Below are 25,921 nucleotides of genomic sequence, written 5' to 3'. Positions count from 1 at the left end.
TACATACAAAAGATAAGCTCTAGTGAAATGAGCTTATCTTTTGTAATATTATATTCATTTTTTCTTTTGCTGTAGTTGAGCTAATAAATTCTTAACAAACGCGAGAAACAGCGGGTCATTCTCTTTTTTAGGTGACCATTGCATAATAAGTTGTCGTGGAATTGTAATTTCTATCGGCTGTACAATGAAGTCATGAATAATTTGCTTATGTAGTCCTGATAACGGAACGATTGTTATGCCATTAACTTGTATAGTAAGTGCTAATGCTGAACTAATTGATTCTGACTCCATCACTTTATTAACTGTTATTTCATTTTTCATCAAATACGGTTCGAGCACTTCTTTGCAACCAGAAAGCGGCATAATAAAAGGATAATTTTTTATATCATTAATAGTAAGGTTAGGCGGAACTTTTTTTGAAGAAACCATAACATACGGATCTTCACCAATGACATCATAATGAAATCCTTGTATTAAATTTTCTTTTATAGAAATAGAAAAATCTGCACTACCTGATGATAGCCAATCTAACACTTCTTGATAGCTTCCTTCTCGAACTGCAAGTACATATTGACTATGATCAATATTCCCTAGTTGAATACACTCCGCCAAACAATATACAGTAACGGAAGGATACGTAGCTAGTACAATTTTATACAAGCTTTTATTCTTCAACTGGAAAGCTGTTTCCTCAAGTTTTTCATACTCCATTAGAAGTCGATTCACACCAACTAAAAATTCTTTGCCATTTTCAGTTAGAATCGTTCCTTGTCTAGAGCGATCAAATAACGTTATAGCATATCGTTTCTCTAATTTGTTAATAATATGGGTTATTGCTGGCTGTGTCATATGTAATTCCTTTGCTGCCAGACTAATACTATTTAAACGAGCCACATATGTAAAGACTTTAAAATCAAAAACATTCATTCTGTTCTCCTTATATAAAATATATTTATATCATCTATAAATAACCTTCATTATATTTATGAAACCACTTCATTTACACTGAGTATACATCATCAATATTACAAATAGATGAAACTTATATACCCTAGAGGAGTGTTGATTAAATGAGTACTTACATTTTAGTACATGGAGCATGGCAAGGTGAATGGGCATGGGAATTAGTAAAACCTCAACTAGAGGCTTTAGGTCACACTGTTATTACACTAGACTTACCTGGAAGTGGGAAAGATACAACTCCTTCACAAAATATAACGTTAGATTCCTATGTTGATGCAGTAACAGCTAATATAAATCAACAAAATGAAAAGGTTATTCTTGTTGGACATAGTATGGGTGGAGTCGTTATTACTCAAACTGCTGAACTTATACCAAATAAAATCGATAAATTAGTATATCTTTGTGCTTTCTTACCACGAAATGGAGAAAGTCTTGGTAGTAAATTAGACGGAGAAGATGGCCCGCAATTCACTATAAATGAAAATGACTTGACTGCTGAACTTATACCTAATCTAATTGAACAAACATTTTTAAATGCTACAGAAGACGGTTCTATTAAAGAAGCATCTTTTAATCAAATGCGTCCTCAACCACTAGGACCCTTCCAACAAGAGCTGAAAATATCTGAAGAAAACTTTGGAGCCATAGATCGCATTTATATTGAAACGACTCTAGATAGAGCGATTCCAATTGATTTTCAACGCCTAATGAATACAGAAACACCTTGCAAGAAAATTATTACTTTAGAAGCTGATCATTCTCCATTTTTCTCTAAAGCATCGGAACTTGTTCATTACTTAAATGAATTAAACTAAATTTTTCATAAAATAAATAGACACTCACAGGTGTCTATTTATTTTACTAATTAAAAGCTATCTTTACTCTATCTACATTGCCATGCCCTTTTGCTTCATCTCCCACTTTTTATACAGTAGTACTGCACCAAATAAAAATACTCCCGCAACAAATGAAGCTACTGGTAACATCTTTATCATTCCATCTGGAAATACGAGCGGCAATAATGGAAATGCATACACTGCTGGAATACGTACACCAACAATTTTTAATAAAATAAGCATTAATATCATATTTAATAAAGTGACTACAATCCATGAATCAATCGCAAAGTACAATATTGTTCCAACAGTTGCAGATGCAGTTAATACGACTATTTGTTTAAAAGCCATTTTTTCATTGTACATCGGCTTTTGAAGTGATTCATACACGACAACTAATATTGGTGGAATAACTACTAATTGTTCATAACCAGTTATCCAGCATAAACTAATCCATACGAAATTTAGTATTAGAAATACAGTCATATATTTATACTGTATTTGCACTTTTCGCTCAATACCGTTGTTCAATTTAAATATAAGAACACCTATCATTAAAATAAATGTTAAAGCAAATACCGCGATAACAAATGACCATTCCGTCGCATTTGTTACTAACGGTAATAAACCTGTCGCAATGGATGGTGCTAAATTGGATTGAATAACACATAAAAACAACATCATTAATATAAGTGTTAAGCTAACTTTTCCTATATAGAAAATATCCATTTGATTCACTGCAAAACCAATAACAGCTGTTATTGACGGTGCAATAAAGATTTTTTCTGGTTGTCTTAACCATCCTGGTTCACGATACGCCCATAAAGCAATTGCCATCGCTGCTATTTCCGGCAAAATGACTTCCGGATCATTTAATAACACACCAGCTGTTACCATAGCTAAAATAAATAAAATAGCAATCGTATATGAGATGATTGTTTCTTTCTTTGAAATTACTGCATTCATTATTGCATACTCCTTTTTACTTATTACTTTCATAATGTAAAACAACAACTCTTTATACCCTACCGTAGTATTGTATATTGGCATCTTTTCTATTTCAAGTATTAGTATTCATTTACATCCTCTCTCATCCATACACATACAAAACAAAGCATTTTATAGACATTGACACTTATTAAAAGATAGGTTACAATAACTATACATTAGTAAGTAGCTAATGTAATTAAATTTAACTAGAGGTGAAACAAATGAAAAACATTTTATTCCGTATTAACGAATTGTCAAAAAAAGAAAAAGCGAATGGATTAACAGTTGATGAAAAACAAGAACAACAAATGTTGCGCCAAAACTATACACAAACATTTCGTGGAAGCTTAGATTCCATTTTATTAAACACAAAAATTGTTGATCAAAATGGTCTTAACGTTACACCTGCTGCATTACAAGATGCTCAAATACGTTTAAAATTAAGCAAATGAGTTCCGAGCTAAAGAATTCTAATAAAACATAAAAAGAGCTGGATTTCCTATATAGAAATTCCAGCTCTTTTTATTGTCTTTTTTAATTTAGTAAACGAGCGATACATCGCAATTCTCCACGACACAATCATCGCAAATGCAAGTAAGAAAAACATTCCGCTTAACTCTGCCAAATCAATTGATTGGCTTAAATATGACTTTAATGCCACGCGTACAGCTAATAAGCCTACTAAAATGAATATGAATGCTTTTGACGGTTTCATAAATATATGTTCGCCTTTTATTTCGAACTTAGTTGTTTTAATAAGAAAAATAGAGAAAATAATCCCTATACTAATTGCCTCGACTATTTCTAACGATGTTAATCGAAAATCTGGTAAAAAGTACATCATCGCGCCTGTACTCATAAAAATTGGTGGTAATATAATTTTCTTTTTCGTTATCGGCTTTTTCGCTGCTTTAAAACGTAGAAACATTACCCCAACAGCCATACAAACCGCTATGACACTTGATAAAAGTGCTATCATACTTTCCACTCCTATCTATTTAAATGACTTTTTTAGCAAAATCATAAACCAATAAGTAACTACATGCCGCATTATAGAATTTCTTCATTATATTCCTCCTGCTGTAAACTTTCCATATTCGCTGCAATCATTTTACGCAAAGTTTATGAACGGAATATGAACAAAAAAACCATTCTGCAATTAATAATTGCAAAATGGCTTTTTAACTTATTTTAAATCGTCAATTGTGAAAGCACCTGGAAGTAATTGCTCAACAGTCACTTCTTTTTCATCACCTTTTACATTCGTTAGTAATACAGGCATTTTCGGATCACAGAATTCAGCAATTACTTGTCTACACGCACCACATGGTGAAATCGGTCCATCAGTTTCTCCTGTAATAACTAAGTAACTAAAATCGCGCTCCCCTTCTGATACCGCTTTAAATATTGCTGTTCTTTCTGCACAGTTACATAAACCATAAGAAGCATTTTCTATATTACAACCAGTATAGATTTTCCCTTCTTTCGTAACTAACGCTGCGCCAACAGGAAATTTAGAATACGGAATATACGCTTTCGATAACATCTTGTTTGCTTCTTCAATATATTTTTTCTTATCCATATTATTTCCCCCTCAAAGTAAATGAAATGATGATTAGTCAGTAATAACTGTATGAACTAATTTAGGAGCCACTGCTGTTTCAGCTATAGAAATATTCTCATAAATTTTTGCTTTTACATCTTCTACATTTTCACGGTTTGCGTAGATTGTTACGAAAGGCTCGCCTTCTTTTACTGCATCGCCAACTTTTTTACGTAACATTAATCCTACTGCTAAATCGATTTCATCTTCCTTCGTTGCACGACCTGCACCAAGTAACATAGCTGCAATACCAATCTCATCTGCAACAATGTTAGAAATAACACCTGAAGTTTTTGCAGGTACATCAATTACATACTTTGCTTGTGGCATTTTTTCTGGATTGTCTACAATTGAGCTATCTCCGCCTTGATTGCTTAAGAACTCTTTAAATTTCGCAGTTGCTTTTCCGTTTTTCATCACTTCAATTAGCATTTCACGAGCTTCTTCTAACGTATTTGCTTTTTTCGCAAGTACGACCATTTGACTTCCTAATACAAGTACTAATTCTGTTAAATCTTCTGGACCTTCACCTTTTAACGTATCAATCGCTTCTTTCACTTCTAGAGCATTACCAATCGCAAATCCAAGAGGTTGTGACATATCTGAAATAACTGCCATTGTTTGACGTCCTACGTTATTTCCGATACGTACCATTGCATGTGCTAATTCTTTTGCATCTTCTTCTGTTTTCATAAATGCACCAGCACCTGTTTTTACATCAAGTACGATTGCGTCAGCACCAGCTGCAATTTTTTTACTCATAATTGAACTTGCGATTAAAGGAATTGAGTTAACAGTTCCTGTTACGTCGCGTAATGCATAAATCTTTTTATCTGCAGGTGTTAAGTTTCCTGTTTGTCCAATAACAGCTACTTTGTCACGGTTTACAATATCAATGAATTGTTCTTTCGTAATTTCAACGTGGAATCCTTCTACCGCTTCTAATTTATCAATTGTTCCGCCTGTATGTCCTAAACCACGACCAGACATTTTTGCTACTGGTACATCTAAAGCAGCTACTAACGGTCCTAATACTAATGTTGTTGTATCACCAACACCGCCAGTTGAATGTTTGTCTACTTTAATTCCTTCAATTGCTGATAAGTCGATCGTTTCTCCAGACTCAACCATCGCCATCGTTAAATCTGCACGTTCGCGATCTGTCATATCTTTAAAGAAGATTGCCATTGCAAGCGCACTCACTTGATAATCAGGAATACTTCCGTCTGTATATCCATTAATAAAGAATTTGATTTCTTCAGTCGTTAATTCTTTGCCGTCACGTTTTTTTGCAATAATATCTACCATTCTCATTACAATCACCATTCCTTTTTATATTATATAAATCTATTAAAATAATAAGCCAACGATTGTTGCTGATAAGAAACTTACTAATGTTGCACCGAATAGTAATTTCAAACCAAATCTTGCGACTACATTCCCTTGCTTTTCATTTAAGCTCTTAACTGCCCCTGCAATAATCCCAATTGAAGAGAAGTTTGCAAATGAAACTAAGAATACAGAGATAATCGCTGTCGTTCTATCTGAGAAATTAAAGTTTCCTTGTGCTAAATCTGTCATAGCGACAAATTCATTTGATACTAATTTTGTTGCCATAATATTTCCGGCATTAACTGCTTCATGCCAAGGTACACCCATAATAAATGCAAATGGTGCAAATGCATAACCAAGAATTTCTTGGAATGAAATACCGATTACACCTTTAAATACTGCATTAATGAATGCGATAAGAGCAACGAAACCGACTAACATAGCTGCTACTGTAATCGCAACTTTAAATCCATCAATAATGTATTCCCCTAATACTTCAAAGAAGGTCTTCTTCTCTTCTTCTTGTACTTCTAACATATCTTCTTCCTCAGTAACTTCATATGGGTTAATGATAGAAGCAATGATGAAACCACCGAATAAGTTAAGCACTAAAGCGGTTACAACATATTGTGGTTTTAATAACACCATATATGATCCAACGATAGACATAGAAACTGTAGACATTGCTGATGCACATAATGTATACATTCTTTTCTCTGGCAATAACCCTAGTTGTTTCTTAACTGAAATAAATACTTCAGATTGTCCTAAAATCGCAGATGCAACAGCGTTATATGATTCTAGTTTCCCCATTCCATTTACTTTACTTAATGCTAGACCGATAGATTTCACAATAATAGGTAATACTTTAATATGTTGCAAAATACCTATTAAGGCTGATATAAATACGATTGGCATTAATACACTTAAAAAGAACGAAAACTCTTTTTGATTTACTAATCCACCAAATACGAAATTCACACCGTCAGCGGCATATTTTAATAGCTCTCCAAAACCATCTGCTATTCCGCTAATTAATATATTCCCTACACTTGTATTTAATAATAGAAACCCCAAAATGAATTGTAATATAACCATCGTTATGATTGGACGATATTTGACTTTCTTTCTATCATTACTAGCAAGCCAAGCGATACCTAAAATCAATACGAGGCCAAAAACACCGATTAAGTATTTCATAAGCCGTTTCCTCCCATTCGTATCCGCTTACATTTTTTTCAATTATTAAAGCAATAGATATACTTTAAACGTATATCTATTGCTTTAAGCTTTTATCGATTAGTAGTTATCTGTAGCACCTTTTGCATCATTTAATACGATTGCAACACTAGCACTTGCTCCAACGCGAGAAGCTCCAGCAGCTACCATTTTGTCTGCATCTTCACGTGTACGAACACCGCCAGATGCTTTTACACCAACGTTTGGTCCTACTGTTTTACGCATTAATGCGATATCTTCAGCAGTTGCTCCGCCAGTTGAGAATCCAGTTGAAGTTTTTACGAAATCAGCACCAGCTTTTACTGATAATTCACAAGCACGTACTTTCTCTTCATCTGTTAATAGGCAAGTTTCAATGATTACTTTTACAAGAGCTTTTCCTTTTGCTGCTTGTACTACTTCATAAATGTCTTTTTCAACAAATTCGTTATCGCCATCTTTTAAAGCGCCTACGTTGATTACCATATCAACTTCAGTTGCACCTTTTGCGATAGCATCTTTTGTTTCAAATGCTTTTGTTTCAGTAGTGCTTGCTCCTAATGGGAAACCGATTACAGTACAAACGTCTACATCATGTCCAGCTAGTTCATCAGCCGCTAATTTTACCCATGCTGGGTTAATACAAACAGAAGCGAATTTATATTCCTTTGCTTCTTCGATTACTTTCATAACATCTTCTTTAGTAGTATTAGCTTTTAAAATTGTATGGTCAATTAACTTTGCAATGTTCATTATCTTCACTCCTCATATCTTTTAACAACTTCATTCTAACTCTTAGTTGAACAAATGTAAATACACTTTTGAAATTTTGTTCATTCTTTTTTAAAAAGCATTTTCTTGTAGTAAATAAAGCGCATTCTAACAAAGAACAGTTCATATATAATCAAATTTTCTATGTTAACAATGGTAGTATGTATCTCCATATCCATAATTATTTTTAAAAAGGCAAATTGTGTTCAAAAAAGACTCCTATCATTCATACATAACAAAATAAAAGGAGTTCTCAATATGTTAATTTTGAGAACTCCTTTTATTTCTAACCTTTTTGATAATGTAACAGTTCTTTTGCTGTATGCTGATCGATAATTAATACATTTGCATACCCGCCACGTAACGCACCATCAATTGCTTTTATTTTTCTATTACCACCTGCAACTAAAATAGAGCGTTTCTTTAATTTCAGTTCCTCTAACTCAATTCCAATGGTACGCTTATTGATTTCTTCACTACTAATATTTCCGTCTCCATCAAAGAAACGTGAACAAATGTCACCGACCGATTGTTTTTTGAGTAAATTTGTTTCATCCTTATCGAAATAACCTAATCGGAATAATAGCGCTTCGTCTCGCACTGTTCCTACAGTGAAAATTGCAATATTCGCTTGTTTTCCCATTTCGATAATGTGATGAATATGTCGATCCTGTTCCACTAATTCTTTTGTCACTGCATTATCAAATATAACCGGAAGAGGTAGATTTCTTGGCGTCGTTTGAAAAGCATCTGCAAATAAAGCTATCGTCTCATTCGCATATGTATTTACACTTGAATGACTAATACCACCTTTTAGCTGGACAACCTCTACCCCTTTTACATGTTGCGGTACGATTTTTCTAGCGATTTCATACATAGTCATGCCCCAGCTTACACCAACAATATCACCGTTTTTAACCGTCTTTTCCATATACTCAGCAGCATATTTACTTATATACTCTGTAATCGTTGCATATTCCGGCACTGGAGAAAATACCACATGTGCCTCTAACAAGTTGTACTTTTCTTTCAGTAAATTCCCGACGTTATCTAAATCAGCAAATGGATCAGCGATGCTAATTTGAACAAACCCTTTTTCTTTCGCGTACTTTAACAATCTAGAAATCGTCGGTCTTGAAATATTTAATTTATTAGCAATTTCTTGCTGACTATAATCTGATTGATAATATAATCTTGCAACTTCAACGCTTAATTGTTGTTTATCTTTTTCCATAGTAACTCATTACAAATCCCTTCCTGTATTTCCCTTTCGTTACAAGCATTATACAGCTTTATGCAAAAAAATTCGACTACCGAATTTTATCTAACTGAACTTCTATTCCACTTATTATATACAATGAAACCTTATTGTGTAGATTTACAAACCCAATATAGAAACACTTAAAACATATAAATCGGTTTATATGTAATTCTTTATTGCTTTTCCTGTAGTAACGATAACAAAGCCGTTCAATAAGAAACATGAAACATCGTCTAAAAGCTATTCAAATACCCCTCATAAACAAAAGATACTGTTCATAAGGGGTATGTATTCAATTTAAGTTTATAAAAATCGGATGGAAACACTGCAAGTTCTCACTTATTTAGAATAAGAGAAAAGATGATGTTTTATTTGTTCAATAAAATAATGATGGTGTATATTATCGTTAGATACGCGACTTGCCATAATAGCTCCCTCCATTGAAGATGCAAGAAAAGAAGCGAGCGATATAATATCTATATCTTCTTTAAGTTCTTGTTTCTCTATTCCTTCTTTTATGAGAGAAGCCATTAACATTACTGTATCATCATAACCTTTTGCTGCTGCTTTTTGTAATTCTGGAAATACTCCAGTACTTTCAATTGCGCTATTAAGTAATGGACAGCCTCCAGCAATAGGAGGATTATTAGCTGCATCTTGATATACAAGGAAAATTGCAAGGATTTTATCGATTGCTGTCTTTTTATTTTCCATTGCTTTATGAAAATGACTCCACATAATCTCACCACTTTTGTCATAGGCAGCAAGGACAATTTCTTCTTTACTTTTGAATCTACGATAAATAGATCCTTTAGGTAGTTCAGTAGCTGTCATTATATCCTGTATGGATGTGCGAGTTATCCCATTAGTATTAAATAAATATAAAGATGTTTCAATAATTTTTTCTTTAATCTTATCAACTTTAGTCATACTTTGTAATCCTCCTAATAAAAACGAGCTTAATATTCCAGGTGATATTTACCATCCATTTTCTTGAATTTTTTTGTAAGTATAAATAAGTTTGGAACAAAAATATATTATCCATCCCTATATTATGTGAACCTCAAACAATACAGTTTGAAAAGAGGTAATCAAATTGTATTATCTATATCATTCAAATAAATTTTCTGTCAAAATTAACATGTCCAATTATTTAATTCAGTCCTGTTATACAACTAATTTCACCTACAATTGTAGAAGGTGTAAAAATATATAGTTAATTTTAACGTATAGACTATGATTATTATATATAATTTTTATTAATATGTTTAGCTAAAGTGTTTGAACCACCCCACTCTCACTTCATTCTATAAAAAATTAATCATTAATGATTATTGGAATTAAATTGTAACAAAGCAACTGAGATATAAATATATTTGCTTTTTACCATTTTGATTTCGTTAAAAGGGTTTAAAAAACTAGAAACTTGTAGTATCATTAGATTTCGATTCAGACCGAACCGTCCGGTTTTTTAATATAAATATATTTAGAAGGAGAACGTTATGCAGAAAGAAAAATCAAAGATTATAGGTAATTTAATTACGGGGGCAATAAAGTGAACTTTATAAAAATGAATAAAAAAGAAATTATTATGTTAATAGTTTATACAATGTTTGCACTACTCCAAATTGGCTTGTTCATATTATTTGGCCTATCACTTTTAACTAACAGTAATTTAGTTGAATCAGAATTTGCTCTTAGTGCCATCGGTTTGACTGTACCTGCTATTGTAGGAATAATTTTCTTTAGGAAAGAAATTATTGAAAGTTTTACTTATTTTAAAGAGAAAACAATTTTGAAAATAGTAAGCATTCCTATGGTGGTTTTACTTATGGTAATTGTGGAAAATTCTATTATGCATTTTCTAAACATAGGTCAGCCAGAGAACCAAGAACAGGTCCTTACAAGGGGCGCAGAGGTGCCTATTATATTCACATTACTTCTATTTGGGATTATAGGGCCAATAATTGAAGAAATCATATTTCGTCATATATTAGTGAATCGTTTTTCGGAATATGTTGGTACTGCTATTGCATCCATCGTTTCGATTATAATTTTTGCAGGTCTTCATTCAAATCAACTTTCGGATCTTACTATATATTTACCTGGCACGGTGATGCTTACTGCGGCTTATCTTATTTCTAATAGATCCCTTGCATATGTTATAGCGATACATATGTTAAACAATTTTATTCCTTTTATTTAATTGCATATGTCATAACAAGACATATGTAATTGAAGGTTTTGATGCAAAAATACTCTATGTTTCTATCGAGTATTTTTGGTACCAGAACCACTTTTTCTAAGGCATAAGAAATCTTATCAAAACTACAACTTATTAGGAGAGTGTCGGTCATGATTGTAACAACAACTTCTGGAATTCAAGGTAAAGAAATTATTGAGTATATTGATATTGTAAATGGTGAAGCTATTATGGGTGCAAACATTGTCCGCGATTTATTCGCTTCAGTTCGTGATGTTGTCGGTGGCCGTGCTGGTGCTTATGAAAGTAAGCTAAAAGACGCTCGTGATATTGCAATGGACGAAATGAAAGAACTTGCAAAACAAAAAGGTGCGAACGCTATCGTTGGTATTGACGTAGATTACGAAGTTGTACGTGATGGAATGTTAATGGTTGCTGTCAGTGGTACAGCTGTACGTATATAAGTAAATAAAAAAACGGTTCCTCCCTTGGAATTTATACTTTGAGGAGGGGCCTGGTTCTGTTGCAGATTTTAAAGAATAAAAAGAGATGTTGATAAAGCATTATACGTCGAAAAAACACAGTTTGAGTGTAAACTGTGTTTTTTTATATAGAAGCCTCATCCCATCACTATCAAGCTAAAATTTTGTGTTAACTTGTAAAAAATGTACATTTTTTACTTTGGGGTAATTTTGAATCCTTAAGCTTATGGGCATGTGCTGGTACCCTCTAATACTGTACAAATTTTTTATAAATGGTTGTAAGGTTCTACGTTTTTGACCATTCTGTACAACGATAACTTTGGTTTATTGATTTCACCTGTAATCTGGTAGCCTATCCTCTGATACAATTTAATGGCAAGTTGGTTCTCTTTCTTTACCGTCAGAGAGCATTTGGCAAAGCCTTGCAGCGAAGCTTGTTCCTCAGCAAACTCAATTAATCTGGTACCTATCCCTAGTCCTCGACTTTCGGGCAGTAAGGCAATTGTTCCGATGTGAAACTCGTCATCTTCTCCCTCCTTCAAGGTAAACATGGAATAAAGCATTTTGATATTCAGAATGTTATAAACAACAAAACCCAGCTTTCGGAACGAAAGCAGCTGTTTAAAAGTGGGCCAGGCAAGACGATTTAAAACGGGTATGGGATAGCAAGTAATCATCCCTAAAGTTTTCCCGTCCATTTGAGCTTCATAGGCGTATTGATGACTAAAACGGTTGTTCTCCTGCCGCCATAGCTTATAAAATGTCCAATCGACTGTGTTCTTCTCCTCAGATCCTGCAAGTGGAAACGCCATGTATTCCAATGCCATTACATTTAGCTGGGCGCCGACCATGGATTGATGAACAGCCTTTACAATAGAGATTTTATTCATTATCCTATTGCTCCTTTTCACTTTCTATATTATTAATATTAATTATCATGGATTTGAATCAGTTCACTTCCCTCTCAATTCATCCTTAGCTTTGAAACCATAATAAAATGTATTTAAAACAAGCTCTGCAGCAGATTTTTTAGCCACATTTCCTTCATGTACCTGTTCCCAGGTATGGAAAAGCAGAGCATAAAGCGTATTCAAAATCCATTCACTGCTAACTGTTTGCTGAAAGTAACCTCTTTGTTGTAGCAATTCAATAACGCGTCTTAAGGGTTCCCTCAGCTTCTCTTCTGCTTCACCTAATTCTTTGTTGTTAAATACAGATGCATCATGACCTAGAAAATAGATTTTGTCACCTAAAGGGATTAACGCTTCAATGAGTTCCGGGATATAGTTTTCGCTTCTTTCCTCATCCAGTGGAATCTGGTTTACAGTATCACTTACCAGTTTTATAGCCCGATGGCCCAAGAACAGCATCAATTTCTCCCTGCTTTCGACGTAGCGATGGAGTGTAGCAATTCCAATTCCCGCATATTCCGCAATTTCATTCATCGAAGCAGTAGGATTTTCAACAAGCAATATAGTAGCTGAATCAAGAATTGCATTAAATCTCGCTTCCTTCAACGCTGACAAGTCTTTCTTCATCGTCAATCTCTCCCTTTTTCTATATAAAGTCGTCATTTTTGATAGATAAATATATCATTTGATATTATAATAAACAATCTCAAATAAAGTGTCCAGCTGCTTAATGTAGCTTTTCAAAAAGAATTATATTCCTGAAACTGATAGTACTTTGAATGTTTCATTTTTAGTATTTCATTATTTAGATAACGATGAAGAAATTAAATTCTTTAATGTAATAAATACAAGAGCCAAAGGAAATGGTACGAGTTACTTTCTGCATAAAGTTATCGGTTTATTTTAAAATTCACTTCCGGGTATTGGGTTATCAGCCTTTTAAGGGTTGAGCCGTCATCCTTCTGTTTTACATACTGGTCAAAAAATGCCAGGCTGAATTCGTTAATAATACGATGAACTTCCTTTGGATTTTCACCTGGGCTTTGCAACAGAGGTGAGAACAAATGTAAATCGGTAAAGCTTGTATGATCCGTATGAGGAATGACCATTGACATACCACCGCCAGCTAACCCGCGTCCGTATCGCTCCCTCACTTCAAAGGGATCTGCTTCATCAGGCTCTTCTGCATTCATGAGCAGAAATGGTTTTCCAATGCCACTTTCAGGCAAGATTTCACCATACAATGTACCATCCATATTGATAGCTGCTTTGACACGAGAATCTTTTGCAAGTATTTGTGCTGCGGTAGCTCCACCGTAAGAGTGGCCAAACATTCCAATTCGCGAGGTATCCAGTCTTCCTGTAAAGAAACCGGTCTCATCGTTTTCGTTAAGTTTCTCTATCTGATTAAGGACAAAGCTGACATCTTCCTCCCATAATTTTATGTGACTATCTCCTTCATCAGTTAAATTGATGGGCTGTACGTAAGCAGTTCGACCACCTGGAAAGACGGTAGCTGCAGCATCAAAGGTATGATCGATACTTAGAACAATATATCCTTGACTAGCCAACTCCTCAACTTGAAACGTGTTTTGATTACGAAAACCATTAAAACCATGAGAGAAGAGTAATATGGGATAGTGATTCTCTGAGTCTGAGAGTTGTAAATCCATAAACGAATGAGACTTTACCAATTCCATGTGGCTGAATGCAAATGCAGGAATAGACAATGTTTTTTCCAATCCCTTGGAGAGCTCATTTATGTTACGAATATAAGGTTCTGGATCCCCCTTGCTTTTTTCAGCTGCAGGATACCAAATTTGCACCATCAGTTCGCGCCGATCGTTTGGATTTTTTGAATATGATTCATTTCTCTGATGATCAACCCAATGATATAGCTTCGTACCGACCCTATGTGGACCAGTTGGTTCTTCAAATGAAAATACTGGCATAAGTAAGGGTAGCGCAACTGCTACAGACAAATAGATACATAGTAACGAAGTCTTAACTATGAATATACCCGAACTTCTAAAGCCCTTTTTCCGCCCAGCTAATAAATAGCATAAAATTAAGATAACTGGGGATACATATGCCGGAATCATCTGCCACCTAAAACCTTCTGCCAATAACTGAACTGTAACCATTACAACGGCAATCAAAGTAGCTAATTTAGACCACTTTTTCGTTTCTCTGCCTATTAACAGTATCCAACTCAATAGACTAAAATTCACTACTATCAAAACAACTTCCCAGAAATTCATTGGCCTATCTCCTTTGCATGCATTTTACTTCTAATTAAAGAGGTAGTTTTCAGCCTAAGCAAAAGCAGATGAAACACCTATATAGTTGCACCAATTATGCTTAGTAACCGTTTCATCCACTCTACTCCTTTATTCAAATTAAAAACTTAAAATGCCCAGCTACCTTTACGAAAAATTGGTTCTACAGTTCCATCTGGTAGAATACCGTCAATGTCCATCTCACTGCTGCCAATCATAAAGTCCTCATGTGTTACTGAAATATTTGCCCCTAACGTTTCAAGCTGATCGTTTTCTAAATCTCTTCCACCCTCTAAGCAAGTTGGATAAGCTTTACCAATCGCTAAATGGTTCGATGCATTTTCATCAAACAATGTATTAAAATATAAAATTCCCGATGCTGAAATTGGTGATTCATGTGGTACAAGTGCTACTTCACCTAAATAGCAAGAGCCTTCATCCACATTAATAAGCTCTTGTAATAAATCATGTCCTACCTGTGCTTCAGCTTTAACAATTTTTCCTTCTTCAAATGTCAGTTTAAAGCCATCGATAATATTCCCTTGATAAACTAATGGTTTTGTATTGCTTACATAGCCATTTACACCTTGTTTCATCGGTAACGTATAAACCTCTTCTGTCGGCATATTAGCCATAAAGATAGTATCATCAGGAGTTTTACCACCTCCAGTAACCCATTTATGCTGTGGTGCTAATGCAATTGTTAAATCAGTACCTGGCGCTGTATAGTGAAGCTTCATATATTTTTTATCGTTCAGTAGGACCGCACGAGATTCTAAATTTGTTACATGTTCACGCCATTTTTCAATAGCACTGCCGTCACCAATACGAACAGCTTTAAAAATAGCCTCCCATAATGCTGGTACTTGATCCTCAGTTGCTAAACCTGGGAACACCTTCGATGCCCACTTTGGTGAAGGAACTGCTACCATCGACCAAGCTATTGAATCCTTCATTACGGCGTTGCGATTGTTTCTCAGAGCAGCTCCTGCTACCTTTTGATAGGTAGCTAGACGATCAGATGAAATACCTGTAAATTTATCAGGATCTGTAGCATCTATCATTAATAGTGCTCCTTTACGTTCGATCAGCTCATCATTCATTTTGACTATCCACTCTGGGAAGCGATTAAATTCTTCATCTGAGGCATAATCAAAGTAAGCACGTTCCATTTCTTCATCCGAAAAATTAACATGAACAAGCCCTGCCCCAGCCTTATAAGCCTCTTTCACAACTATACGGGCGAAATCCAATGCATCCACTGATGTATTGACTAATAAGTATTGCCCTGGTTGAATATTGACACCGATTTTCACCGTAAGTTCTGCATATGCTTGTAATTTTTCTTCAAAAGTCATATTATTTACCTCGCTTTTATTAAATTGGTTTTGAATTCCCCTCACTAACTTACTTTCTGAACAGGTTTTCTCAGAATTTCCATTTCCCATTTTTTATTAGAACATGATAACAACTAATGGATTTTTTCTACTACTCATATATTTAATTTCTAAACTTTGATTCAATTAATATTGATTTGTTTTTCAAAAAATCTAATCGAAGGGTATCAAACACTACATAAAGTTATAGAGTTCTTTATTGTGAAAGCTCACTCAGTTCTTCCCAATCTTTTCAATGCTGCTGTACCTAAAGACTTACCATCAATGGGGCGTTTAACATTCTCAATCACTCCTTTATCTTTACAAAAGCATTTTTGATAGATAAACATATCATTTGACATAAGATTAAATCATTTTAAATGAATTATCAAGCCATAAAATTTAATTTTTAAAAAATTCGGTAAAAAACCATATAAAAATAGATTCTATCAAAGGGAGCGATAACGGAAAAATTTTTACGCACACATGGATACGAAATTACTGCTCAAAAATACCCTCTTACATTTATCTGCAAGGGGGTTTTCTTTTTATTCATTTTGCAAATAAACAAACGTGTTTCCACTTTACCTATTTTTTCATGTTTACATTATCCTATCTAGATGAAGCTATCTCCTAGAGGTAACGCCACATGCCCATCAAGTTAAGAGTTAAATTGCCCCCATAGAAAGGAAAACTGAATCGGATTGTATGAATAATTATGAAGAGATAGAATTTTCGTTTTGGAGATATTTCAAAAGTTTAGCTTGATGGGTATGTGAATCTCCTCTCTATAACAAATATTTTTTAGTAAATGTTAAAAATTTTACGAGAATGTAATTTTTTAACATTTTAATTTTTCTCAATTGTATAACTTTATTTTTGAACTATACTTAATTCGTAATCCCAAAATTAGGAAAGGAGCTTTGAGATAGGACATTTATCTTAATTGTTTACTTAGAGGAGTGATTTAAGAAATCAATGAAGGTAATGTGTTTCTAAATTAATCAGGAAGGGAACTTGAAGTGTTACTATGCTTTTTTTTACTCATCTAAAAATATCATCAACATTTTTTTATAAGTGTGAATTTAAAAAATCCACTTTCGGCATTAGTGAAAAAACTGATATTTCGTATGTAAGTAATAATGAATTTTAACGAAGGGACTGATCTATATGAACAGAAGAAAGAATTGTAGATTACAAAAAACTATAAAGGTGTTTGCAACATCTGCTATTTTAGCAACCACGTTATTTACACCTATTATGTCAAACAATTTAGATGTACATGCTGAAACTGCACAAACTGCAACTCAATTTGAACAAAGAGAGTTTGACCTTCCAGGTACAGGAAGTTTTTGGGATGAAGCAAAAAGAGAAAAAAGAAGTGAGCAAAAAAATTATATGCCAACAGGCATATATGTGAAACCTAATGAACAGGTTACAATTACAGTATCAGGAACGCAAAAGATTAGAGCCATTATTGGGACACATCAATATGATAAAGAATGGGGAAAAGAAATTGATCTTTCACCTGGCTCTAATACCATCTCTTCACCAAACGGCGGCGTATTAGGGTTAGATAATTTTCAAAGCACAGGAACAGTTAAGGTGCAAGTAACGCAAGGCGGTAGCCCTATTCCTTTCTTTGTATTAGGGAAACACACAAAAGCAGACTGGATTGCCATGATGAACAACTATCCAAATGCACATGCAGTACAATTGAAATCAGAACGAGCGGTGCTAACTGTAACTCGTGATAGTGCCAATAAATATATTGTAAATCAAGATCCTGTGCCCCTATTAAATAAATATGATGAAATGATTCGAGCGCAAGACAAGTTAGCAGGGCTATCTGAAACAGATCCTAATCCTTTACATCGTTCAACTCGTCGTATTTGGGCCTTTGTAGAAAATCCTAACGCACAAAGTTGGGGCATGTATGCAAGTTGGGATGGAGCCGTCTTTACGACTGCTGGTGAAGCTATCAAAAGTACTTTAAATGTCAATGAGTTTGGGTGGGGACAAATGCATGAAGCGGGACATGCACGACAACAATATCCATGGACGTGGAATGATTTAAGAGGTATGGGTGAAGTAACTAATAATCTATATTCTTTAGCTGCATTCAAGAAAATATACCCAAATATACCAACACGTTTAGATACAGAGGGAGATTATAATAGAGCTTTTGCGTATTTAAAACAAACAAATAAGGAATATAAAAATATTGACGACCTGTTTGTAAAACTTGTTATGCTTTGGCAACTTCATTTGGCATATGGGGATGATTTTTATCCAAATCTCCACAAATTATATCGTGAGATACCAGAGGATCAACTTCCCAAAACAGACGAGGATAAAATACAGGCATTTATTTACAATACATCGAAAATAGCAAAACAAAATGTACTGCCATTCTTTGATAAATGGGGATTGAAAGCAACACAAGAAACGAGACAAAAAGTAGAAGCTTTAAACAATCCAACATTAATTGCACCTATATGGGAAGCGACGGATGCTAAACCTGTTAAACCACTTGCTGTATTGTCAAAAAAAATAATGAAGGCAAGTGCAAATAGTGAGGAATCAACGGGCTCAGCTAGTAAGGCGATAGATGGAAAAACAGATACATTTTGGCATAGTACTTGGACACCAAATCAATATCCTTACAATTTGACACTAGAACTTGGTGATACACGTACCATTTCACAATTGGCATATCTTCCAAGGCAAGATTGGTCAGAAAATGGCCGTATTTTAACTTACAATATTTATACGAGTGTAGATGGCATTACGTATGACAAAATATCATCAGGAACATGGGAAAATAATAGTGATAAGAAAACGGCAACATTTACCCCAGTTACTGCAAAGTATGTAAAAGTGGAAGTAACGAAAGGACAGAATGGATTTGCTTCAGCAGCTGAAATAGATATTTTAGGGTATTAATTATTTTCACTTGTAAATGAGTATATGATCACAGGGTGGATTTTGAAATATTTTGAGGATCTGCCCTGTGATATTTTTTGCGTATTTCATGTTCTGTTTTCACTTTATAATTTCTGATAGGAAATTAAGTGAATAAGTTTCAGTTAATACTAATAAAGTAAAAGTCTATAATGATTCTTCAAAAATTTCTTCCTCAAAAAATCTTTTTTGTTTCAACATTTTTCTGACTACTTAGTTTTTCAAACACTGCTTCTGCTTCTTGACCATAATCTCTAAATGTACCTCCAGCAACAGAATCAATTTCTAAATATTTTTCCTTTGAAATCAGATTAGGAGTTAAGGAACCCATATTCTCATCTCCTACTAAAGACATGCACATAAATATAAGTAGAAATATAAGTAGAAATATAACTAATAATCCTAATGTTATTTTCCCTATTTATTGTCTCCTGTTCTAAAAAAACAGTTTCTGTCTATCATACCAACAATAGGGAATGTCCTTTTAGAATTTATAAAAAATATAAAAATACATGACAAACTTATATATAATTGCAAGTTCAACCCTTACAAAAAAACAAGATAAAAAAATAAACAGCAGAACTAGTCCACTGTTTACTTCGCCACGCCTTCATGTAATTTTTCTGTATAATCTTTTACATCTTTCCAGCTATCTTTCGCTGTATGTAAATCTTCTTTTATAAACGTAAACTCTTCCGGACTAATTCCTTTTACGTTTTGTAGTAAATTATTATATTTTGCACCTACTGTATACCATTGATTTGATATGTTTTGTAGTGCTGTAATTGCTGCATCAATTGTTTCTGTCATGTTTGTTGTTTTATTTTTTACATCAGTCAAAATTAAGACTTCTGCTTGCGCTCCTGAAATTCTATCTTTTAAATTAGCGATTTCTCTTTCTGCATTTGCGATATCTTTTTTCGCAACCGCGATCATTGGCCCGCCAGCAAGACATGTTATTAATGCTACACAAAGTACGCCACCAGCAATGACCATATCATTACTCTTTTTAATCGAATCGTTATATGTATTTATTTGTTGCTCTAGAGCTGGAATACCAGCATTCGTACTTGCCAATATCGCTGTTAACTGATTTGTATCTTCTTTGAAACTATTTGTATCTTTCGCCATTCTATTGCGAAAAGCTTTCAAATTTCCTAATAATCCATCTACCTCATTTTGATTCTTTACAATATCTGCATACAACTTTTCTAAATCCGCTTTTAATTTTCCGCTATCCTTTTGATCAATCGCTATTAACATGTCATTATAATACGATTGAAAAGTATTATTGTAATTTATAATATTTTGATCTGTTTTCATAATTTGAGGCTTCATATTATTTAACCAATATGCTGCATTAATTTTTGCATCTCTTTGATGCTGAATCATATTTCCTTTAAATTCACTATTAATCGAACTTATTTTACTTAAATCCGTCTCTTGTTGATTTTGAATTAATTTTGCATATGAATCCATTGCAAATATGCTTGATGTCGTTTGTGCCATTACATCTTGGAATCCTGCTGGTCCAAGAGAATAGTTTTTCACATTTTCTTGTAGCACCGTTACATTTTGTTCTGCTGCAAAAGGATGTAAAGGAAATGCGTTACTCGTTGCCACCCCAGCAATCATTACCGCTAAAAGACATTTTTTATAAAATCGTTTCTGCATATTTTTCACCTATTCTCTTTATAAGGATATCAAAAGCTCCTGCTCACAACTGAACAGGAGCTTCAAATCATTCATCAACACTTAACGCCCTAACGATTCGTATTCGATTATGCTTTTTTCGTATCTACTACTTTAATATCTTCAGCATAAATCTTTTCTGCATAGTCTTTAATGTTTTTCCAGCTATCTTTCGCAATGTTTAAATCTTCTTTAATGAAAACAAGATCGTTTGGACTAATTGAATCCACATTTTGAAGTAAAGAATTGTATTTTGATCCCATTGTGTACCATTGGTTTGAAATATTTTGTAACGCTGTAATTGCAGTATCAATTGTATTTGTTAAATACTCTGTTTGTGTTTTAATGTTCGTTAATCCTGCTACTTCTAATTGCGCAGTTGTAACTTGTCCTGTTATCTTTTGAATTTCTGCTTGTGCATTATCAAGCTCTTTCTTCGCTAATACGATTCCAGCTGTACCACCGCCTACAGCTGCTGCACCACCTGCAATTAATGCTACTCCTAGCGGTGTTCCTGCACCCGTAGCAATAACTACTGCACCACCGATAATTGCAATTGGTCCTAGAGCTGTCGCAACAGATGAACCGATAATAATTGCATTATATTTACTAATCGCTTCATTGTACGTTGTAATTTGATTTTGCAGAAGCGGAATTCCTGCATCTTGACTAGCTAATATAGATGTAATTTGATTTGCATCACCCTTGAAGTTTTGCGTATCCGAAGTCATTTTATTTCGGAATTTCTTCAAGTCTTCTACTAACTGATCCACTTGCGCTTTATTTTCATTAATACTACTTGATAATCTAGTTAAGCCTTTCGTAAGAGTCGCTTTATCCTTTGCATCAACTGCAGCAACTAAAGTATCATAATAGTTTTGGAATTTCGTATTGTAGTTAATGATGTTTTGATTCGTTGAAATAAGCTGTGGCTTTAATACATCTAACCATTGCTTCGCATTTCCTCTAGCTGTATCTTGATGCTGAATCACCTTTCCTTTTAAAGCTGCATCAACAGTCGATACATTTCCAAAGTTAACATTACCTTGTTTAATAATTGTTAAAGCATACAGATCCATTACTAAAGCATTTGAACCTGTTCTTTCCATTGCATCTTTCAAGCCTTCTGGTCCTAATGAATATTCTTCATAGTCATTATAAGCTTTTGCTACCGCATGAACTGGAGCTTGTTTCACTGTACTTTCAGCTGCATACGTATGAGCCGGCATAATATTTCCTGCTGCAAATACTGCCATCAGTGCTGATAGAGCCATTACTTTATAAGGTTTTTTTGTCATTTTTCTTCTCTCCCTATATCGCTAATTATTTTTCTGTTTAATGTACTTCAACGTTTGTAACGTAATCTTCAAATTGATTTGTTTGCTTATTCATTTCATCACTTACTTTTTTAATTTGATTGAAATGTTTTTGAAGTAAACTACTGTCTGTATACGTGCCTTCTTCAACATTCGTTTGAATTTGGATCATATTATTATTTAAAACTTTCCAATCCGTTAATAACGTTTCTAAAGTTGTAATTTGACGATCAATTAATTCTGTAAAGCTATTTACTTGATCTTCAACGAATGTAATTTGAGTCGCCTCTGCTTCAGTTTGTGATAACTTTTGAATAAGTGGTAATAACTCTTTTTGCTTTTGTTGAATGCGAAGAGCTGCTTCTCTCGTTTGACTATCTGCAGCATTTACAATTTCATTACTTAAAGTACCGATAGAAACAAAATCAATTGTTTTCGTTTGTGCAGTTTGATTTGTGATTGTAAATACTTGTTTACCGATATTAATAGAACCTTTAATGATTTCTTGAGGTCTATTCAAAATAGTAGTTAGTTCAGCTTGAATTTCTCCTTGAATTCTTTTAATATCTTCTCTTAATTTCACAATATCTCCACTTGATCCTTGTAGTGTTTTTATTGCTTCATCGGCTTTAATTGATAAGTTGTTACTATCTTTGTCTAATACTGTTTTAAATCGATTTAACTCTAATAAATCTTGCTCCATACTCTCTTGGATGCTTTGTACTTGCAATTGTAATTTTCCATATGCACTCATAAAATCTGCTTTTGCTTGCTGATCTTCATTTACGTTTCCTGCTAGTTCATAGAGCTTACTATAATAGCTATTAAATCTAGTGCTGTATCTCATCATCTCTTGATTTAAGTCAATTAGCTTCGGATTATATTCATCAATCCACTCTCGTACATTCGCCTTTGCAAACTTTTGATGATTCGTTAAGCTACTCATCGCATTTACCTTAATGTCTGGCTGTTGCAAAATAATTAATCCGTATGCTTGAATAAGCGGTGATTGTGATCCTAACATTCTAATTGAATTGGATAATGTATTTGGAGCAATTACATTTTGCGCATATACTGTTTTCACTTCCGTTTGCCCCTCCTTAGCGTAAGCGCTTACAGGAATGAAGCAACTCGTAGATACTGCTGTAACCAATAACCCTGTAATTAAAGTCTTTTTCACTTTAACTCCTCCTATGTATTAGCAACTATTACTATCGCATTTTATTATTCTATTTTCTTGCCCATAATTTGAGATGGTTAAAATAGAGAACGTTCTCACCGTGATCTATGTATGAACCATCTCTCCCAACTGTTATTGCTACAGTACTTACTTATTTTTATAAAACTTTTCATATGTGTTTAGTATGAATAATATTGTATAAATTTTCTATTTCATCGAAATTCCCACATTCACACAGTGAATATATTACATAAAAATATTATTCATTTTAAACTAAACAACATACGTAAATATGAAATTTCGTTTTGTTTTCATATAAGTTTTGTACTGTAAGGTCATTTAAACACAGCTGTTTATATAACGTAAAGAAGTATTTTCATTCCCTTTATTTTCAAGCTTTCATGTCCTTATTTCAAAATATAATCCGATTCACTTTATCGATTGAAATATCTACATATCACAACAGAAAACACTACTTGCAAACAACCGGTAAAATTATATTGATATAATTTTTAACCCCGTATGCAATTATGCATAGCATATACACAAAAAGGATAGCTTCATTTTCACGAAACTATCCTTAAAAAATCTTCTTATTTTTTCAAATGATATGGAACTGTCGTAATAACAACATTTCTTTTATAAAGTAAATACGCACGTATGAGTAAACTGGATTGATTATGAAGAATGTTATGCCAACCTTTTTTCGGAATGAACTGTGGTATAACGACCGTAACGCGGTAATTCGATTCACTTGCCTTATATTGCACTGTATCAATGAACTTCGTTAACGGCTGAATAATACTTCTATAATGAGAATGTAATGTAACAAGCCTTACTTCAGGTTGCCACACCTTCCATTTCTCTTCAAATTTCTTTTCCTCTTCTCTGTCAAAAGCAACATATACAGCGATAACTTGATCTGCAGAAAGAGATTTCGCATAGTTCAATGAATTTTCTACTACATGCGTCATACCTGCTACAGGAACGACAATTACATTCCCCTCAATTGGAATAAGAGGTTCACAAGTTTTTAAACTTAATTGATCACCCACTGCATCATAATGCTTCTTAATTCGATGAAACAAGAAGATAATAGCAGGTAAGAAAATAAGAATCGACCAAACTTGTGCAAATTTAGTTAAAAAGAACATGCTCATTACGATAAAACTAATAACTGCACCAATTAAATTAACCGTTAATTTTAAAACCCATCCTTCAGGTTTTTCGCGAAGCCACTTTAATACCATCCCTGTTTGAGAAAGTGTAAATGGAATAAATACCCCTACTGCATATAACGGAATTAAATGTTCTGTTTGTCCTTGGAAAGCTACAATTAAAATAATCGAAGCAACTCCAAGTATTATAATACCGTTTGAGTAACCTAGACGGTCTCCTCTAATCGTAAACATTCTCGGTATGAATTTATCTTTTGCGAGGTTAACCGCTAATAAAGGAAATGCAGAATAGCCTGTATTAGCTGCGAGAATTAATATTAAAGCTGTTGTACCTTGTATGAAATAGTACATGAAATTACGTCCAAATGTTTGTTCAGCAATTTGAGAAACAACTGTTACTTCTTTACTCGGCGTCACTCCGTAATAATAAGCTAAAAATACAATTCCTGAAAATAACACAGCAAGTAATGCACCCATTGCAAGCAATGTTTTTGCAGCATTGTTTGGCGCAGGATCTTTAAAGTTCGGAATTGCGTTTGAAATTGCTTCAACACCTGTTAAAGCAGAACTACCTGATGCAAATGCTCTTAACAGTAAAAACAAACTAATACCCGCAACCGGCGTTCCGATCGGCGTGTGTAAAGTTGGTGAAACGTGACCAGTCAAAATATTATATATGCCTACACCAATTAATATAAATAGGGCTAAAACAAATAAATAAACAGGATATGCTAAAACAGAAGCCGATTCCGTTACTCCTCTTAAATTTAAGATCGTAATAAATATAACAAATATAATCGCAATGATTACATTATGTGCATGTAAACTAGGAAAAGCAGATGTTAGCGCATCTGTACCTGCAGATACACTTACTGCAACAGTTAAAATATAGTCGACTAATAAAGATCCTCCAGCAATTAAGCCTGGATTCATCCCTAAATTTTCTTTTGATACAACATACGCTCCCCCGCCATGCGGATAAGCAAAAATAATTTGACGATAAGATAAAATAAGGGCTGTCAATAATACTAATACCCCAACAGCGATCGGAATGGAATACCAATAAGCGATCGCTCCCACACCTGCTAAAGCAATTAAAATTTGTTCTGGACCGTAAGCAACTGATGACAATGCGTCAGAAGATAAAATAGCTAAAGCTTTCGTTTTATTAAGCTTTTGTTCTCCAAGCTCTGTTGATTTTAACGGTCTTCCAATTAAAAATCTTTTAATAGATGAAACCAATGCTGTCCACTCTCCAATAATTTTGTACGAACTTTTCTGCTTGTTACAGCCAGTAAACGATTTCCTCAGAAAACAAAAAATGTCTACAAGCCATAGCGAAATAGACTTGTAGACATTATTTTTT

Annotated in this window: 23 protein-coding genes; 5 read left to right on the top strand and 18 right to left on the bottom strand. The window is 33.9% G+C overall.

What is annotated here, in order from left to right:
* Positions 1-54 precede the first annotated feature (54 nt).
* Entirely contained in the window at positions 55-927 is an 873-nt protein-coding gene (locus ACTL4X_RS09310; protein ID WP_001100328.1) for a LysR family transcriptional regulator, read from the bottom strand.
* A gap of 143 nt (positions 928-1,070) precedes the next feature.
* Here ACTL4X_RS09310 and ACTL4X_RS09305 point away from each other — a divergent pair, with 143 nt between their 5' ends.
* On the top strand, positions 1,071-1,778 hold the full coding sequence (locus ACTL4X_RS09305; protein WP_071740405.1) for an alpha/beta fold hydrolase: 708 nt from the start codon (positions 1,071-1,073) through the stop codon (positions 1,776-1,778).
* Positions 1,779-1,850: 72 nt separating this feature from the next.
* Here the strand turns inward: ACTL4X_RS09305 and ACTL4X_RS09300 are convergent, their stop codons facing one another.
* Positions 1,851-2,765, bottom strand: coding sequence for a hypothetical protein (locus ACTL4X_RS09300; RefSeq protein ID WP_078386347.1), 915 nt, complete (start codon positions 2,763-2,765; stop codon positions 1,851-1,853).
* A gap of 245 nt (positions 2,766-3,010) precedes the next feature.
* Between ACTL4X_RS09300 and ACTL4X_RS09295 the strand changes: the two genes are divergently transcribed.
* Positions 3,011-3,241: a DUF896 domain-containing protein gene (locus ACTL4X_RS09295; protein WP_000789773.1), complete on the top strand. Its 231-nt coding sequence runs from the start codon at positions 3,011-3,013 to the stop codon at positions 3,239-3,241.
* A gap of 47 nt (positions 3,242-3,288) precedes the next feature.
* Here ACTL4X_RS09295 and ACTL4X_RS09290 read toward each other — a convergent pair whose 3' ends face one another.
* The 7 genes from ACTL4X_RS09290 to ACTL4X_RS09260 form a co-directional block, all read right to left on the bottom strand.
* Positions 3,289-3,768: a CcdC family protein gene (locus tag ACTL4X_RS09290; RefSeq protein ID WP_017656786.1), complete on the bottom strand. Its 480-nt coding sequence runs from the start codon at positions 3,766-3,768 to the stop codon at positions 3,289-3,291.
* Positions 3,769-3,975: 207 nt separating this feature from the next.
* A complete protein-coding gene (locus ACTL4X_RS09285) occupies positions 3,976-4,371 on the bottom strand; it encodes a cytidine deaminase (RefSeq protein ID WP_000358533.1) in 396 nt (131 codons plus the stop codon).
* Positions 4,372-4,404: 33 nt separating this feature from the next.
* Complete coding sequence (locus ACTL4X_RS09280; RefSeq protein WP_002093946.1) at positions 4,405-5,706, bottom strand: pyrimidine-nucleoside phosphorylase; 1,302 nt, start codon at positions 5,704-5,706, stop codon at positions 4,405-4,407.
* A 36-nt stretch (positions 5,707-5,742) separates the two neighbouring features.
* Complete coding sequence (locus ACTL4X_RS09275) at positions 5,743-6,924, bottom strand: NupC/NupG family nucleoside CNT transporter (RefSeq protein WP_000876188.1); 1,182 nt, start codon at positions 6,922-6,924, stop codon at positions 5,743-5,745.
* 99 nt (positions 6,925-7,023) lie between these two features.
* Positions 7,024-7,695 (bottom strand): deoxyribose-phosphate aldolase, encoded by a 672-nt coding sequence (gene deoC, locus ACTL4X_RS09270; RefSeq protein WP_001017436.1) that lies wholly within the window; start codon positions 7,693-7,695, stop codon positions 7,024-7,026.
* A 304-nt stretch (positions 7,696-7,999) separates the two neighbouring features.
* Complete coding sequence (locus ACTL4X_RS09265; protein ID WP_000409781.1) at positions 8,000-8,947, bottom strand: sugar-binding transcriptional regulator; 948 nt, start codon at positions 8,945-8,947, stop codon at positions 8,000-8,002.
* Positions 8,948-9,313: 366 nt separating this feature from the next.
* Positions 9,314-9,904 carry a TetR/AcrR family transcriptional regulator gene (locus ACTL4X_RS09260; protein ID WP_000169640.1) on the bottom strand — a complete coding sequence of 197 codons (591 nt, stop codon included), beginning with the start codon at positions 9,902-9,904 and terminating at the stop codon, positions 9,314-9,316.
* 625 nt (positions 9,905-10,529) lie between these two features.
* Between ACTL4X_RS09260 and ACTL4X_RS09255 the strand changes: the two genes are divergently transcribed.
* A complete protein-coding gene (locus ACTL4X_RS09255) occupies positions 10,530-11,180 on the top strand; it encodes a CPBP family glutamic-type intramembrane protease (RefSeq protein ID WP_061457041.1) in 651 nt (216 codons plus the stop codon).
* Positions 11,181-11,329: 149 nt separating this feature from the next.
* Positions 11,330-11,641 (top strand): heavy metal-binding domain-containing protein, encoded by a 312-nt coding sequence (locus tag ACTL4X_RS09250; protein ID WP_000637505.1) that lies wholly within the window; start codon positions 11,330-11,332, stop codon positions 11,639-11,641.
* 284 nt (positions 11,642-11,925) lie between these two features.
* On the opposite strand, the gene ACTL4X_RS09245 is transcribed toward ACTL4X_RS09250, so the two are convergent.
* The 4 genes from ACTL4X_RS09245 to ACTL4X_RS09230 form a co-directional block, all read right to left on the bottom strand.
* Positions 11,926-12,549 carry a GNAT family N-acetyltransferase gene (locus ACTL4X_RS09245; protein ID WP_071740404.1) on the bottom strand — a complete coding sequence of 208 codons (624 nt, stop codon included), beginning with the start codon at positions 12,547-12,549 and terminating at the stop codon, positions 11,926-11,928.
* 63 nt (positions 12,550-12,612) lie between these two features.
* Complete coding sequence (locus ACTL4X_RS09240) at positions 12,613-13,197, bottom strand: TetR/AcrR family transcriptional regulator (RefSeq protein WP_071740403.1); 585 nt, start codon at positions 13,195-13,197, stop codon at positions 12,613-12,615.
* A gap of 263 nt (positions 13,198-13,460) precedes the next feature.
* Positions 13,461-14,831 (bottom strand): alpha/beta hydrolase family protein, encoded by a 1,371-nt coding sequence (locus ACTL4X_RS09235; protein ID WP_441395016.1) that lies wholly within the window; start codon positions 14,829-14,831, stop codon positions 13,461-13,463.
* Between the two features lie 146 nt (positions 14,832-14,977).
* The gene (locus tag ACTL4X_RS09230; protein WP_000141967.1) at positions 14,978-16,207 is read right to left on the bottom strand and encodes an aminopeptidase; all 1,230 of its coding nucleotides are present in this window, start codon (positions 16,205-16,207) and stop codon (positions 14,978-14,980) included.
* 1,188 nt (positions 16,208-17,395) lie between these two features.
* On the opposite strand from ACTL4X_RS09230, the gene ACTL4X_RS09225 reads away from it, so the two are divergent.
* Positions 17,396-19,171, top strand: coding sequence for a M60 family metallopeptidase (locus tag ACTL4X_RS09225; RefSeq protein ID WP_071740401.1), 1,776 nt, complete (start codon positions 17,396-17,398; stop codon positions 19,169-19,171).
* Positions 19,172-19,364: 193 nt separating this feature from the next.
* Here ACTL4X_RS09225 and ACTL4X_RS09220 read toward each other — a convergent pair whose 3' ends face one another.
* The 5 genes from ACTL4X_RS09220 to ACTL4X_RS09200 all read right to left on the bottom strand — a co-directional run bounded on the left by ACTL4X_RS09220 (position 19,365) and on the right by ACTL4X_RS09200 (position 25,797).
* Positions 19,365-19,544 (bottom strand): hypothetical protein, encoded by a 180-nt coding sequence (locus ACTL4X_RS09220; protein WP_025687226.1) that lies wholly within the window; start codon positions 19,542-19,544, stop codon positions 19,365-19,367.
* 239 nt (positions 19,545-19,783) lie between these two features.
* On the bottom strand, positions 19,784-20,863 hold the full coding sequence (gene nheC / locus ACTL4X_RS09215; protein ID WP_001171994.1) for a non-hemolytic enterotoxin NHE subunit C: 1,080 nt from the start codon (positions 20,861-20,863) through the stop codon (positions 19,784-19,786).
* Positions 20,864-20,970: 107 nt separating this feature from the next.
* On the bottom strand, positions 20,971-22,179 hold the full coding sequence (gene nheB, locus ACTL4X_RS09210) for a non-hemolytic enterotoxin NHE subunit B (protein ID WP_000162976.1): 1,209 nt from the start codon (positions 22,177-22,179) through the stop codon (positions 20,971-20,973).
* Between the two features lie 37 nt (positions 22,180-22,216).
* Positions 22,217-23,377 (bottom strand): non-hemolytic enterotoxin NHE subunit A, encoded by a 1,161-nt coding sequence (gene nheA, locus ACTL4X_RS09205; protein WP_000751828.1) that lies wholly within the window; start codon positions 23,375-23,377, stop codon positions 22,217-22,219.
* Positions 23,378-23,970: 593 nt separating this feature from the next.
* A complete protein-coding gene (locus tag ACTL4X_RS09200; protein WP_000254901.1) occupies positions 23,971-25,797 on the bottom strand; it encodes an APC family permease in 1,827 nt (608 codons plus the stop codon).
* Positions 25,798-25,921: the final 124 nt, after the last annotated feature.

The sequence above is a fragment of the Bacillus sp. RE35 genome (assembly GCF_052146655.1).
Classification (GTDB): Bacteria; Bacillota; Bacilli; order Bacillales; family Bacillaceae_G; genus Bacillus_A; species Bacillus_A cereus.
This window is presented reverse-complemented; position numbering and strand designations above follow the sequence as displayed.